Source organism: Streptococcus jiangnanensis (genome assembly GCF_040888325.1).
Taxonomy (GTDB): Bacteria; Bacillota; Bacilli; order Lactobacillales; family Streptococcaceae; genus Streptococcus; species Streptococcus jiangnanensis.
The window spans coordinates 59,555-73,459 of record NZ_JBFNFF010000002.1 but is presented as its reverse complement, the minus strand read 5'-3'; the positions used below and the strand labels follow the sequence as shown (position 1 = coordinate 73,459).

Here is a 13,905-nt window from a genome sequence, read left to right as displayed (position 1 = left end):
CTTTTAATTCTGAATATTTTAGAATGTTCTTTTCATTTTAGCATATTTACCATTATTTTTCAAGAAAGAATCCTTAATTTACAACGGAAAAGGCCAGCTGAAACTCAGCTTTTTTTGCATCAATCTTCTGTGGCTACCTTTTTGTTTTTTGTTCGAGATGCATGCTTGATGATCCAAGCACAACTTGGACTTAGTTCCTCCTTTTGCCAAGTTTGAAGAATCCTTTCAAACTTATCGGGGGCTTCCTTGTACAAATCATTTAGATTATTGGTTACACTTTTTTGAATGGACTTGTCTCTATCATCCTTTAGATTGGTCAGAATAGTGGTGAAATCCTCAAAATAATCCAATACCACGGTTTGTTTCTTAGCCCAAGGCAGACGGATACGCATACATTCGCTGGCAAGTCTACGAACGCGCAAATTTTCATCCCGACTCCATTCTAACAGCAAAGTCATTGTAGCCTTAGGATAGCGAGCCAGCAAAGGTCTCATAGAAAATTCTCCAGTAAATCGCTTGGTGAGTTCCTTACTAAAGGCCGCGCTCAATTCAAATTCCTTGTCCCCATATAGCTCTACATATTTTCCGATTGGCCAAAGCCAATATCCTTCTGAAAACATACCTAAACCACCCTCTAACTCAGGACCCAAAATTTTCTCAAAAACCTTGAGAGAGTCCTCATAAGATAGGGGAAGACAATCTTTGATACTTTTAGCCAAGAGTTCTTGACGCTGGCTAAACTCCAACTCTTCCAAGTCTTTTTCTACCAACAACCTAAACTTTCGCTCATCAAATGCAGGGGACGCTTCTTTCAACCGTCGACTCAAATCACTAGCATAAGCCAAGTCATAATAATCTTTTACTTTTTTAGCCATTTTTCAAATCCCTTAATCTTCTTTTTACGGGACTTATTATATCATACAGACAGCTGTCAACAAAATTATTTTTATATCTCCAACTATTTTAATAAGAAAAAAAAAGGACTAGAAGCTAGTCTAGTCCTTTATTTTTTAATGTTTAATTTCCCAAGAATACAGGCAATATCCCAAAATACCAAAAGAGATTGATCCAGAAGGCCAAGCAAAAGATAATTCCAAAGATGAGAAGACTGATTTTTTTAATCAGCACGGAGTATAGGATGGATAAAACTCCAAAAACTACAAAGAGTTTTTTCATAACGAAATAATATACTGAAACTCCTCCTATTTGCCAATCCCAAGGAAGGAAAAACATGAGGAACCAGAAAAGGCAAATCGTAAAGATATATCTCTTGTAGTGCGCTTCAAGAAAGGCTTTTGTTTTCTCCATAGCAAACCTCCATTTCAGTCACTGTCTCTTCCCTTTTATTATACCAAAAAAACCTGGAAAAAGCTTTCCAGGTTCGGGTTTGAAATCACTAGTCATGCTAGAGAAATCCCTTTATTCATAGGCTGATTCACTTTATTGACTTGATGAAGAGGTTCCAAAATCGACCTTAGGAACTGTCTTAGCTTCTTCTGTTTCTTTAAAAGTTTCAGCTTCTTTAAAGTTCATCATATTCGCAAAAAGCACGGTTGGAAAACTTCTCAACTTTTGATTGTACTCGGCTGCGATCTTATTATAGTCCTTGCGTGCTACAAAAATACGATTTTCACTGCCTGAAAGTTCGACCATTAGTTGCTCAACATTTTGATTGCTCTTGAGTTCTGGATAATTCTCCGTCAAGGAAATCAAGCGGGAAAGAGCAGAGCTCAATTCTCCCTGAGCCTTTTGGTTTTCTTCCGATGTCACTGAGCTACTACCGATTTTAGCTCTAGCATCAGCAATCTTGGTAAAGACTTCGGTTTCATGATTCATTTGTCCTTTAACGGACTCCACCAAGTTACCAATCAAGTCCGAACGACGTTGGAGGGCTGTCGAAACATCGGCCTGAGCCTGCTCCACTTTAGTCTGTTCACCAACCAGACCATTATAGGTCGTCACTGCGGAACAACTTCCCAGAACTAGTAGTCCAAAAAAGATCGCCACTATTGAGAGAATTACTTTATTTTGTTTCATATCAAAACCTTAACACTTTCTTTTATCAACTTTTCTGAGAAAATACTCAGATTTTAAATCAATTTCCCAAACTTTGTTTTTATTTTTAATTAAGGAGTGAACTCTTGCAAAGGAGTCACCTTACTGTATGGAAAAATCGGTTTGTGCAATATATGATCACTCACCAGTCATCAGACGAACCGCCACCATCAAAGCCACCGCCGTCCCAGCCTCCAGATGAGTCGGAGCCTGAGTCAGACCAAGAAGAACCTGAATCAGACCAAGAGGAACCTGAGTCTGATGAGTCACTGCCCCACCAGCCACCGCCAGAATCATCTCCACGTGAACCACGACCACCAAATAGAAATCCGATAATCATCACGATGAAGTAAATGAGAACTCCAAATACGATAACTCCGTCGCTCGAACTGCTTTTTCGATGACGTTTCGAAGATTGACTCTCACTGGTATACTTTTCAATTTCTTTTAGACGACTAGAATTAGTAGCATAGTCGTAACTACTTTTAGAACTTGAAGAAGGTGTACTCGATCCACTATAAAACATGTAGTTGAGATTGTTTACGATAGAGAGAACTCCCTTGTTGTAGTCACCATTTTGAAAGTAGGGGCGTGCTGTTGTCAAGAACCTGTGAGTCTGATAGTCTGTGATCTTACTGGCCACATTATTACTGGTTTCAATCCGTGATTTTCTATCCTCAACAGCGACCACAATCAAGGCGCCGTTGTTGTCTCCCGAGTAGCCAATCTTCCAAGCTCTAGCTGTTTCGTTAGCTACAGTTTCGATTGTTTCTCCATCCAGGCTTTTCACAACGTAAACGCCCACTTGGAATTTTTCTGCTTTTTGACTATTTACCTTATTCAAGCCTTGGATCAGTCTGATTGTATCATCAGTCAGATAGTGATTGGGATCATAGATTCCGTACTCTGGTTTTTCAGGTGCTGTGAATGCTGACAAGAAGAGAAAGACCATCAGCAATCCAAGCAAGCGAACCAACAAACTATGTTTAAATAATCTGCTTTTTTTCATAATAACCTCCCTGATAAAGGAAAATTGATTTAAGGAATTATAGCATTTTGATTTTTACAAAGAAAGTGCATTTTCATTACAAATAGATTACAAAAGCTAAGAAAATGATTGAATTTTGATGACAGATTTTTCCTTCGATTTGACAGGATTTTTTTCACCTACTTTATAGAAAAAAGAAGACAGACTAGTCTTCTTTTCAGTTATTCTTATTGAAAAATAAGCAAGGCTTACTTGCGTTTTCTTGCAATCAAATGAATCGGGGTTCCCTCAAAGACAAAGGCCTTGCGGATTTGATTTTCCAAGAAACGCAGGTAAGAGAAGTGCATGAGTTCTTCTTCATTGACAAAGATGACAAAGGTTGGTGGCTTGGTTGCCACTTGGGTTGCGTAGAAAATCTTGAGGCGTTTCCCTTTGTCTGTCGGTGTTGGATTTATGGCAATGGCATCCATAATCACATCATTCAAGACTGCTGATGGAATCCGAGTGTTTTGACTTTCGCTGATTTGCTTGATCATCTCAGGCAGTTTATGGAGACGTTGCTTGGTAAGAGCTGATACAAAGACAATCGGTGCGTAAGGCAGGTATTGGAACTGCTCACGGATGTCTTCTTCCCAGTTCTTCATGGTATGGTTGTCTTTTTCAAGAGTATCCCACTTGTTGACCACGATAATCATCCCTTTACCGGCTTCGTGGGCAAAACCTGCGATACGCTTGTCGTATTCACGGATACCTTCTTCGGCATTGAGGACCATCAAGACCACGTCAGAACGGTCAATGGCACGCATGGCACGCATGACAGAATATTTCTCCGTATTTTCATAAACTTTACCAGACTTACGCATACCAGCTGTATCAATCATGATAAACTCTTGACCATCCGTATCTGTAAAATGGGTATCAATGGCATCACGCGTTGTTCCAGCTACTGGACTAGCAATCACGCGGTCTTCTCCCAAAATAGCGTTGATCAAACTTGATTTTCCAACGTTAGGACGGCCAATCAAGCTAAATTTAATGACATCTGGATTTTCTTCTTCAACTTCGTGTGGTAGATTTTCCACAATGGCATCCAGCACATCACCCGTACCGATACCGTGCACAGATGAAATTGGCAACGGTTCGCCCAAGCCTAGCGCATAGAAATCAAAAATATCATTTCGCATCTCAGGATTGTCAACCTTGTTAACGGCAAGGATAACAGGCTTATGGGTCTTATAAAGTTTACGAGCTACGTACTCGTCCGCATCTGTAATCCCTTCTTTCCCAGAAACGACAAAAACGATGACATCAGCTTCTTCCATAGCGATTTCTGCCTGGTGTTTGATTTGCTCCATGAAGGGAGCATCGACGTCGTCAATCCCTCCAGTATCAATCATACTAAAGGAACGATTGAGCCACTCACCCGTCGCATAGATACGGTCACGTGTCACACCCTCGACATCTTCTACGATTGAGATCCGCTCACCAGCGATCCGATTAAATAGGGTCGATTTCCCCACATTGGGACGTCCCACAATGGCAATAGTTGGTAAGGCCATGTTTTCTCACTTTCTACAATAACTTTTTCTGTTCTAGATTCTTCCGAGTTGAACGAGGTTCGGCTTGACCAAACTGCTCTGCCAAACGCTGACTCCAAGAGGTCGTCGCACGCGCACCAGCATAGTCTGTCTGAACTTTGTCATAGTCCAAAATCGCTGCTACTGGCTGTTCTTGGTATTCTTCTTCAAAAACCACTTGGTTCAAAGGCAGTCTTGGTTTGACATCGTGTTGTTGATTTGCCACACCGAGTGCAATCCCAAAAACAGGGTAGGTATAGTCAGGCAAGTTAAAAAGCTCTGCCACTTCTTCTGACTTGTAGCGGACCAAACCGATAATCACACCACCATATCCCAGACTCTCAGCCGCAAGCAAGGTATTTTGCCCAGCGAGCGCAGCGTCCACAGACGTGATGAGGAGACCTTCCACTCCTTGGGGTTGGAAAGTGTCCGTATGAAGGCTTGCTCCCTTTTCAGCTCGGTTCAAGTCGCCGACAAAGAGCAAAAAGGCTGCTGACTGGCGAATGGCTTCCTGGGGAACCAGTTCATAAAGAGCATCTTTCTTCTCTTGACTGCGTACAAGAATCACAGAGTAAGATTGGAAATTTTTCCAAGATGACGCCATTTGAGCAGCAGTCAAAATCTCTTCCAAGTCTGCCTGAGGAATCTCTTGCTCCTTAAAGCGACGAACTGAAGTATGAGCTTTCATCAGTTTAATGGTTTCTGTCATCGGCGATTTTCTCCTTCTAGTCTTGTCTCCTCAGCCAAATAACGGATTCGTTCCATGACCCGTCTAGCTTCCCAAGTCTCATCATTTCCATTCTTTCCTTTAGCAAAATGTTTTTCCAAATCTTGGAAATTAAAGTTGGAAGTAAAGAAGGTCGGCAAATCTTCCTGCATACGATACTGGAGAATGACTTGGAGAATCTCATCACGTACCCAAGGGGTAGACTGTTCTGCACCAATATCATCCAATACCAAGACTTCTGCTAACTTGATTTCATCCACCAAAGTCTTCACAGATCCTTCACCGATGGCATTTTTCACATCAATGACAAAACTTGGATAGTGGAGAATGGTTGTTGAAGCACCACGTTTTTCAGATAGGTCGTGAGCTAGGGCCGCCATCATGAAACTCTTACCGACACCAAAATCTCCGTAAAGATAGAGACCTTTTCGGATACTAGGGTAAAGGTCAACAAAGGAATAGAGTCTCTCAAAAATCGGTAACCGTCCTAGATCATCTAGGTCAATCTGAGCTAATTTCGCTTTCTTGAGACTTGCTGGTAGATTGATCAACTTAAGGCGATTCTTAATTGCCGCCTCTTTTTCAGCCGCGATTAGTTCGGGTGTTTCTTCATAAGACACATCCGCATAACCTTGATTCATGACCAAGATAGGCTTGTAGCCACGCGCTATATAGTCAGCATCCCCGCGAAGAAACTTATCCCGCTCTGTGATATATTGGTTGAACTTGGAGATGCTACGATTCAACTCCTCTTGGCTGAGGGATTCTTTCTGGATAAAAGCCGCTACATCGGGGTCCTTCATGATCTGCTGGACCAAGTCCTGATACTGGAAACGACTTGTCTGACGTTTGATTACATCACCAACACTTTCCATCTAGTCTCCTCCTTCTTCTAATCGGGCTAACATTTCTTGTTTTTTGCGTTCTAGTTCCAGGCGAGTTTCCTCACTGGTTTGATTCTTGTATTCTGGATTGCTCCACTTGGGAACATTTGTCTTAGTTGAGCTAGCTTTTGATTTTTTGTCTTCCTGGCCTTTTTGCTGACGCTCTCGAATCCGAAGTACAGCTTCTTCTGCTGTCCGAATTTTTTGGTAAGCATAGTCATTGGCGACCTTCATGGCATATTTTTCATTGACATTAGCCGAATCAACTTTGTTAAAGGTTAAAAGCAAGACGATATTGATGACTTCGTCCAACAATCCTAAAGACGCCATCTGGTAAAGGAGTTCTCTTTCACTTTGGGTGATGTTCCCCTTACGTGTTTGCTTGATTTCGGCTAAAAATTCCAGGGGAGTTTTATTTTTGGCTTCCCTGATAATAGTCATTTCTTTGGGGCTAAAGTCAGAAGATGCTGACTTTTGCGCTATCTTTTCACGCATGCGTTTGACTGAAATAACCTGAGCCACCGCTGTCGCCTTAGCTAATTGATAGGTTTCAAACCAGGTCCATTTTTTTTCATCTGCAATGGCAAACAATTCCAAAACATCCGCCTGCTCGTCTTCAAAACGCAAGCCATCTCGAACCATCAGGCGCTGGAAATGTTCCAAGTCAAAATCATTTTTTAACTTGCTTTTAGACTCGCTTGGTGTCACTTCTTCAGTCAGGGTTGGAAAGACTTGACTCAAAGAAACAGAGAGTGCTTCTCCCTCACTTGGAGCCTGCTTCATAGCAGAAACAGCTGTATCCCCAATCTTCCTCTCCAAGAGTCTACTATAGACAGAATGACTTAGGAATTCCTGACTGGAGAGGGGAGAATGAAGCTGTAATTCATAGTTCTCCCCCTTCTGATAAAGGGTCAACAAATCCAAAGCAGATAAGACTTTAAAGGATTGGAGCAAGGTAGGCATGCCAAAGTTTAAGTGATTGAGGATATGGGAAAAGAGGTGCTCCTTTTGCCCACCATCCCAAAAGGTAATGGCATATAGATAGAGGCTCAGCGCCTCCTGACCGATAATCGGGAGGTAGCACTGCACCAGAGAAGAGGTATCTTGCGACACCCGATTATTCTTTAGAAAAGAAAAACGGTCATTTGGTTTCATCTATTTTTCCTTTTTCTTTTTAGAGGACTGGGTGATCTGCTGGAGCAGACTCTCCAACTCACTCACATCCTTAAAGCTACGGTAAACACTGGCAAAACGAACATAGGTAATCTCATCAAGCTCTGCCAATTCTTCCATGACTAAAGACCCAATATATTCACTTTGGATCTCATTCTCACTGCGACTACGGAGTTTTTGTTCGATGCGATTGACCACCATGTTGATTTCATCACTTGACACAGGACGCTTCTGGGCTGAGCGGATAATCCCATTAAAGATTTTATCTCTCGAAAACTGCTCTCGCGTACCGTCTTTTTTGACGACAACCAGCGTTCTTTCTTCTACTCGTTCATAGGTTGTAAAACGATGCTGACACTCGTCGCACTCACGTCTTCTGCGGATGGTATTTCCTTCTTCGGCTTGTCGACTATCAACAACACTAGACTTGGTAGCTCCACATTTTGGACAACGCATGCATTTCCCTCCTTGTCGTTTTCTTTTCATTATACCATTTTTTGAGCAATTCCCAAAACAATTCTTATTTTTACTTGACAAGTTTTTTGTTTTATTGTATTATTTGATTAGAACAACAAAGACAAAGAAAGGAGACTATGATGTCCTGGTCATTTGATAATACAAAACCGATTTATTTACAGATTATGGAAAAAATCAAATTACAGATTGTTTCCCATGAACTGGAACCCAACCAACAGCTCCCTACCGTGAGAGATTTGGCGAGCGAGGCTGGGGTCAATCCCAATACCATCCAGCGCGCCTTGTCTGACCTTGAACGTGAAGGATTTGTATACAGCAAGCGGACAACTGGTCGTTTTGTCACAGAGGATTTGGACCTCATCGTTCAGTCCCGCAAACAACTTTCTGAGGAGCAACTGCAACACTTTGTCTCTTGCATGCTTCAATTTGGCTACCAAAAAGAAGAACTGCCAAATGTATTAAGCGACTATATTAAAGGAGTTTAAGACTATGACACTACTAGCACTTGAAAATGTAACAAAATCATATGGAGCAACTGCGGCACTTAACAATATCTCACTAGAGATCTCAGCCGGAAAGATTGTCGGGCTCCTTGGACCAAACGGATCCGGAAAAACAACCTTGATCAAACTGATCAATGGCCTCCTTCAGCCAAATAAAGGACGTGTCCTCATTAACGGACAGGATCCAAGTCCTGCTACCAAGGCGATCGTCTCCTATCTGCCTGACACGACTTATCTCAATGAAGAGATGAAGGTCAAGGATGCTCTAACCTATTTTAAAACCTTCTATCAGGATTTTAATCTCGAAAGAGCCCAACACCTGTTAGCTGATCTTGGCATTGATGAGAACAGTCGCCTCAAGAAACTATCAAAAGGGAACAAGGAAAAAGTTCAACTCATCCTGGTTATGAGCCGCGAAGCCCACCTCTACGTTCTCGACGAACCGATCGGAGGCGTGGATCCAGCTGCCCGTGACTATATCCTCAATACCATCATTAACAACTACTCACCAACCTCTACGGTGCTGATTTCAACCCACTTGATTTCAGATATTGAGCCAATATTGGATGAGATCATCTTCCTCAAAGACGGAAAAGTCGTCCGCCAAGGAAATGTCGATGATATTCGTTACGAGTCAGGCGAATCAATTGACCAGCTCTTCCGCCAGGAATTTAAAGCCTAAGCAAAGGAGATTATTATGTTTTGGAATTTAGTTCGTTATGAATTTAAAAATATCAATAAATGGTATCTTGCACTCTACGGTGCTGTACTTGCAATTTCAGTTTTGATTGGAATATCCTTTTCTGGTATCAGTCAGCACTACACTAGTTATGGTAATGATCCCTCCTACCTATTAGGATTTTTAATTTTGGTATTTGGAGGACTCAGCGTCACTCTTTGGATTGCAACAATCTTTTTAATCATCCGAAGATTTAAGGGCAGTGTCTATGATCGCCAAGGTTACTTGACCTTGACTTTGCCTGTCTCTGAGCACCAAATCATCACCGCAAAACTTTTAGGCGGCCTTGTCTGGTCCATCTTAAGCTATATCGTCTTTATCTTGAGTATATTGATCATCATCTTCTTAACACCAATAGAAAAAGACTTCACTGCCTTCTATAACTTCATTTCCCCTTACCTCAGTTACGGTGGACTTTATGTGGTTTCACTACTTGTCGGTTCGATTACATGGATCTTGTCCATCTACCTCGCAATCTCAATCGGTCAACTCTTTAATGAGTATCGAACAGCTATGGGGATTCTAGCCTATATCGTCATTGCCATCGTTATTGGTTATATCACCTTCTTCTTACGAATCGAAAACGACTTTCATACGATGATTGGAGTAGAAATCCTTCGTGATCTCGTTCTAGCGACGATCTATTACCTCGGAACCTACTACATCTTGAAAAACAAGGTTAACTTGCAATAAGTTAAAGGTCTAGCGACTCTGAATCGCTAGATCTTTTCTTTTAGATATTTTGTATGAAAATGTGGATAAAAAGGAGTATAATAACTTTAAGACTGATTACTGTATATTGATTAGGAGGTCTACTCTTTATGCTAAGAACCTATGTCACAAAGAAACACTTAACACTTTACTTCTTTTCGATTGCAATCACATGGCTGGAAGCGATTATTACGCCAGCGCTCATTCAGAGTATCGTTGCTAGTTTTACCAATCAAGAACTGGAACTTCTTTGGAAAGTTTTGATTTTGGGGATTCTTGGAAACCTCATCCTCTTACTGGGGCTAGCTGGAAAACGCTATTACTACGCTCGTTTGATTACTGATTTCAAATATGGAATTAAAAGCGCTATTTTCAAGCGATTCCTCAGCAGTTATGATATTGCTGAAAAGGATATTTTGTCTGATTTAGAAAACGACGTCAGCCAGTTAGAAAAAAGCTATATTGAACCGACCGTTATCATTATTTCTTCTCTTGGTTTCACAACCGTCTCCATCCTCTATGCTCTGTGGACTAATTTTTACCTGGGCTTGATTTTTATTCTCTTCTACTCCTTTCCCGTCCTCTGCAGTGCCATCGGGTCAAAACGCCTGGACTCACTTTCTGAAAAGCGATCAAAAATGAATCAGAGCTACCTAACTAGCCTCACAAACTTTATTAGAGGAAACCAGCAGATTCGTCATTATCAGGGACAGGACTTCTTTTTTGCCCGCTATCAAAATCAGTTACATGCTAGTCTGGATGCGGAAATAAGATATGAGAAACAACGTACCCTAAACAGTCTCTTTATCAATAGCATCGATGCCTTTTGCTCCGTTTCCCCTATCGTCATCGGTGGTTTCATGACCTATTATGGTTATTTAAACGCAGCCAGTTTTGTAGCCATTTATCTCGTTTCTCACAATATTGGCTATCAGTTCCAAGAATTAGCCTACTTTACAAATACTCGCAAGGCGACACAATACCTCTGTGAAAAGTACCAAGTACTTTTGACAAATTCTAGTCCTATTTCTGCTAGCACCTTCCAAAACATTTATCCCATCCAACTAGAGAATATCTCTCTAGTAAAAGAAGGACAGGTTCTTTTATCCCCTCTTTCCATGTACATCAAGCAAGGAGAAAAAATAGCCATTATCGGGGAAAGTGGCTCTGGAAAAACGACCTTACTCAATACCATTCATGGCGAGGTGTCTCCGACCAGTGGATGGATTGCATTTGCTGGCAAAAGCCTTTCACGCCAAGAAATCACCAGCGTTAGCTCCTATATCCTCCAAGATAGCCATTATTTTGACACTTTATCTCTGGAAGACAATATCCTTCTAGGAATGCCTAAAAAACGAGAAAGGCTGAATCATATCCTCAAGACAACTGGTTTAGAACATTTGAAAAATCGAACTCTCAGCAATGAAAGTCTATCCGGTGGCGAAAAACAACGACTCGAAATCGCTCGCGCGCTCTATCACGACAGCCAACTCATCTTGGCTGATGAGATTAAGGCCAATCTTGACTTAGAGAATAGCAAAAAGATTAGCGACCTCCTCTTCTCGCTACCTCAGACGGTAATTGAAGTCATTCACCACTATACAGAAGAAGACTTAAAACGCTACGATCAAGTCATTCATTTAAGCAAAGAAAAATAAATCTCTACAAAGTAAAATTGGAAAAAGCAAGGAAGTCTGCTTCCTTGCTTTTTAACTTAAGATCAAACTGGCTACAATGGGACTGACGAAGACATAAAGAATTCCAGTGACACCGATTGCCAAGCCACCCATGGCCCCTGCTACAGAGCCGTATCGAAAGGCCGTACCCGTTCCGACAGCATGACCGGTCCCACCGAGGGAAAGTCCCACCGCAACTGGATCATCAATTTTCAACCACTTCAAAAGGGTTGGTCCGATAACACTGGTTAAGATCCCAGTCGCTACTACGACGACCAAGGTTACAGTTGTTAATCCTTGCAATTTTTCTGTGATTCCCACTGCCATGGCGGTTGTCACTGACTTGGGAAAGAGAGAAATGGCTAGGAAAAAATCCATACCAAATATTTTCGCTACTATGGCAGTGAAGCAAGTATTGACAACTACTGCCAGCAGACTACCAAAGAGAATACTTCGAGCATGGTGCTTCATCAGGTGAAAACTCTTGTAAAGCGGAATTCCTAGAGCCACGGTTGATGGGACAATCAAGTTGTTCAGATAAACCCCACCTTGGTAATAATCTTGATAAGAAATACCCGTCGCCTTAAGGAAAATAATGATAAAAATAGCCGACAACAGCAAGGGTGTTGTCAATGGATGGGGAAAACGTCTGTAAATCAACATCCCCACTAGATAAGCTAGGATAGATAATGCAATCCCAAACAGAGGATTGGATACAAATTCGTTCATTTGGCATCTCCTTTCTCATAATCTCCCTCAAATCGTCGCTTGATAAACTGAACCACTAGGGCAATGAGTACAATGTTGATGACTGCCGCAAAAAAGACAATCAAGACGATGGGCAAGAGATAGGGGGCAATGACATCAAACTTTTCCATGATTCCCACTGCCGGCGGCAAAAAGAGAATAGTCATATTGGCCAACAAGAAATTCCCGACCATATTGACATGCCTGGTCCTTAGCCACCTGAATTGCAGGGCTAGAAAGAGAATAATCAAGCCGATAATACTGCCTGGGATGGGCAGATGAAAGAAACTAGAGATTCCCTCACCGATTAGAGAAATCACAAAGAGAATCATTAATTGAACATATAATTTCATCCTAAACTCCACGAAATAGACTTCTTGCATACCAGTTTACTCTTTTTTCAGAAAATTTCAAGGAAATATTGCAATTCTTCTTTCTTGCAAGACTTAGTTAAAAGTAGTATAATCATTGCATGCGCAATCATCTTGTGTTACAAAGATAATCAGTAATGACTTTGTGATTTTTACTTTGAAAAGAAAGGAGAAAGCAATGACCTATTTGGAAAAGTGGTTTGACTACAACCGCCGTCAAAAGGAAATGGAAGCCTTATTGGAAGAAACTATTGCCCAGCAGAGTGAACAAAGGTTGACCTTGAAAGAGTTTTACCTGCTCTACTATCTGGACCTAGCTGATGAAAAATCTTTACGGCAGATTGACCTGCCAGATAAGCTTCATCTCAGTCCAAGCGCAGTTTCTCGAATGGTGACTCGCCTGGAAGAGAAAAACTGTGGCCTGCTTAGTCGTCGGTGTTGCGATCAGGATAGACGGGCTAGCTTTATCTGCCTGACTGACGAGGGACAGACAACTCTAGCTTACCTGCAAAAGGCTGTCGAAGAAAGACTGGAAATGAGCCTTGATTTCATTTCGTAATCAGATTTTTTTAAAAAAAGTTGCGTGCGCAATCATTTTTCTTGACATTCCTCTTTTCAAGGAGTACAATAAAGTCAAGATCGAACAAAGGAGTTTTATATGATCGAAATTACTTATCTAGACGCAAGCAAACAAGAGAGAAGCATGACTTTCGAGTCTTACCAAGACTTTGAACGTTCTCAACACGCCTGCCTTATCGGCGTCGCAGACTACTACCCTGTCCAAAAATTAACCTACAATGGTCATGATTTGGACTACCATGGGACTTATGGAGATGTTTTCTTCTATCTCATGAAACAAGATTTAAGCCAATATAACTAAAAAAGGAGAAATACAATGGCAAAAGCAATTACAGATGCAACATTTGAACAAGAAACAAAAGACGGTTTGGTCTTGGTAGACTTCTGGGCAACTTGGTGTGGTCCATGTCGTATGCAAGGTCCAATCTTGGATAAATTGTCTGAAGAACTTTCAGAAGATGTCTTGAAAATCGTTAAAATGGACGTAGATGAAAATCCAAACACAGCTCGTGCCTTTGGAATCATGTCTATCCCAACCCTTCTCTTCAAAAAAGACGGACAAGTGGTGAAACAAGTTGCTGGAGTTCACACTGCAGAACAAATCAAGGCCATCATTGCTGAATTGAGCTAATCACGAGACACTCCCATTCAAAATGGGAGTGCTTTTTTGTTTGCATAGAAAAAGCCCTGTTCCTCAG

Annotated in this window: 18 protein-coding genes; 7 read left to right on the top strand and 11 right to left on the bottom strand. The window is 41.4% G+C overall.

Annotation, left to right across the window (positions count from 1 at the left end; genetic code table 11):
* Nucleotides 1-119 precede the first annotated feature (119 nt).
* The 9 genes from AB2B49_RS03130 to nrdR form a co-directional block, all read right to left on the bottom strand.
* On the bottom strand, nucleotides 120-875 hold the full coding sequence (locus AB2B49_RS03130) for a DNA alkylation repair protein (protein ID WP_320691910.1): 756 nt from the start codon (nucleotides 873-875) through the stop codon (nucleotides 120-122).
* Between the two features lie 142 nt (nucleotides 876-1,017).
* Nucleotides 1,018-1,308, bottom strand: coding sequence for a hypothetical protein (locus AB2B49_RS03125; protein ID WP_071851264.1), 291 nt, complete (start codon nucleotides 1,306-1,308; stop codon nucleotides 1,018-1,020).
* Nucleotides 1,309-1,440: 132 nt separating this feature from the next.
* The gene (locus tag AB2B49_RS03120) at nucleotides 1,441-2,037 is read right to left on the bottom strand and encodes a LemA family protein (protein ID WP_071851266.1); all 597 of its coding nucleotides are present in this window, start codon (nucleotides 2,035-2,037) and stop codon (nucleotides 1,441-1,443) included.
* Nucleotides 2,038-2,197: 160 nt separating this feature from the next.
* Nucleotides 2,198-3,064, bottom strand: a complete 867-nt coding sequence (locus AB2B49_RS03115) for a TPM domain-containing protein (protein WP_071851268.1) — start codon at nucleotides 3,062-3,064, stop codon at nucleotides 2,198-2,200.
* Nucleotides 3,065-3,291: 227 nt separating this feature from the next.
* Entirely contained in the window at nucleotides 3,292-4,602 is a 1,311-nt protein-coding gene (der, locus tag AB2B49_RS03110; RefSeq protein ID WP_049505640.1) for a ribosome biogenesis GTPase Der, read from the bottom strand.
* Between the two features lie 13 nt (nucleotides 4,603-4,615).
* Nucleotides 4,616-5,329: an NADPH-dependent oxidoreductase gene (locus tag AB2B49_RS03105; RefSeq protein ID WP_071851272.1), complete on the bottom strand. Its 714-nt coding sequence runs from the start codon at nucleotides 5,327-5,329 to the stop codon at nucleotides 4,616-4,618.
* Nucleotides 5,326-6,222: a primosomal protein DnaI gene (gene dnaI, locus AB2B49_RS03100; protein ID WP_000446496.1), complete on the bottom strand. Its 897-nt coding sequence runs from the start codon at nucleotides 6,220-6,222 to the stop codon at nucleotides 5,326-5,328. The genes AB2B49_RS03105 and dnaI overlap by 4 nt, the downstream gene beginning before the upstream one ends.
* The gene (locus AB2B49_RS03095) at nucleotides 6,223-7,386 is read right to left on the bottom strand and encodes a DnaD domain protein (protein ID WP_049505638.1); all 1,164 of its coding nucleotides are present in this window, start codon (nucleotides 7,384-7,386) and stop codon (nucleotides 6,223-6,225) included.
* On the bottom strand, nucleotides 7,387-7,860 hold the full coding sequence (nrdR, locus tag AB2B49_RS03090; RefSeq protein ID WP_001203678.1) for a transcriptional regulator NrdR: 474 nt from the start codon (nucleotides 7,858-7,860) through the stop codon (nucleotides 7,387-7,389).
* A 140-nt stretch (nucleotides 7,861-8,000) separates the two neighbouring features.
* On the opposite strand from nrdR, the gene AB2B49_RS03085 reads away from it, so the two are divergent.
* The 4 genes from AB2B49_RS03085 (at nucleotide 8,001) to gggC (ending at nucleotide 11,492) form a co-directional block, all read left to right on the top strand.
* Nucleotides 8,001-8,366: a GntR family transcriptional regulator gene (locus tag AB2B49_RS03085; RefSeq protein WP_049505637.1), complete on the top strand. Its 366-nt coding sequence runs from the start codon at nucleotides 8,001-8,003 to the stop codon at nucleotides 8,364-8,366.
* A gap of 4 nt (nucleotides 8,367-8,370) precedes the next feature.
* A complete protein-coding gene (locus AB2B49_RS03080; RefSeq protein WP_049505636.1) occupies nucleotides 8,371-9,066 on the top strand; it encodes an ABC transporter ATP-binding protein in 696 nt (231 codons plus the stop codon).
* A gap of 15 nt (nucleotides 9,067-9,081) precedes the next feature.
* The gene (locus AB2B49_RS03075; protein ID WP_049505635.1) at nucleotides 9,082-9,816 is read left to right on the top strand and encodes a hypothetical protein; all 735 of its coding nucleotides are present in this window, start codon (nucleotides 9,082-9,084) and stop codon (nucleotides 9,814-9,816) included.
* Between the two features lie 128 nt (nucleotides 9,817-9,944).
* The gene (gene gggC, locus AB2B49_RS03070; protein WP_076984741.1) at nucleotides 9,945-11,492 is read left to right on the top strand and encodes a streptosactin export ABC transporter GggC; all 1,548 of its coding nucleotides are present in this window, start codon (nucleotides 9,945-9,947) and stop codon (nucleotides 11,490-11,492) included.
* A gap of 51 nt (nucleotides 11,493-11,543) precedes the next feature.
* On the opposite strand, the gene AB2B49_RS03065 is transcribed toward gggC, so the two are convergent.
* Both AB2B49_RS03065 and AB2B49_RS03060 read right to left on the bottom strand, forming a co-directional pair.
* Nucleotides 11,544-12,239: an LrgB family protein gene (locus AB2B49_RS03065; RefSeq protein ID WP_049505634.1), complete on the bottom strand. Its 696-nt coding sequence runs from the start codon at nucleotides 12,237-12,239 to the stop codon at nucleotides 11,544-11,546.
* Nucleotides 12,236-12,610 carry a CidA/LrgA family protein gene (locus AB2B49_RS03060; RefSeq protein ID WP_049505668.1) on the bottom strand — a complete coding sequence of 125 codons (375 nt, stop codon included), beginning with the start codon at nucleotides 12,608-12,610 and terminating at the stop codon, nucleotides 12,236-12,238. The genes AB2B49_RS03065 and AB2B49_RS03060 overlap by 4 nt, the downstream gene beginning before the upstream one ends.
* A gap of 196 nt (nucleotides 12,611-12,806) precedes the next feature.
* Between AB2B49_RS03060 and AB2B49_RS03055 the strand changes: the two genes are divergently transcribed.
* The 3 genes from AB2B49_RS03055 (at nucleotide 12,807) to trxA (ending at nucleotide 13,838) form a co-directional block, all read left to right on the top strand.
* Nucleotides 12,807-13,187: a MarR family winged helix-turn-helix transcriptional regulator gene (locus AB2B49_RS03055; protein WP_049505633.1), complete on the top strand. Its 381-nt coding sequence runs from the start codon at nucleotides 12,807-12,809 to the stop codon at nucleotides 13,185-13,187.
* A 99-nt stretch (nucleotides 13,188-13,286) separates the two neighbouring features.
* The gene (locus tag AB2B49_RS03050) at nucleotides 13,287-13,508 is read left to right on the top strand and encodes a DUF4649 family protein (protein ID WP_049505632.1); all 222 of its coding nucleotides are present in this window, start codon (nucleotides 13,287-13,289) and stop codon (nucleotides 13,506-13,508) included.
* Between the two features lie 15 nt (nucleotides 13,509-13,523).
* Complete coding sequence (gene trxA, locus AB2B49_RS03045; protein WP_001029580.1) at nucleotides 13,524-13,838, top strand: thioredoxin; 315 nt, start codon at nucleotides 13,524-13,526, stop codon at nucleotides 13,836-13,838.
* Nucleotides 13,839-13,905 lie beyond the last annotated feature (67 nt).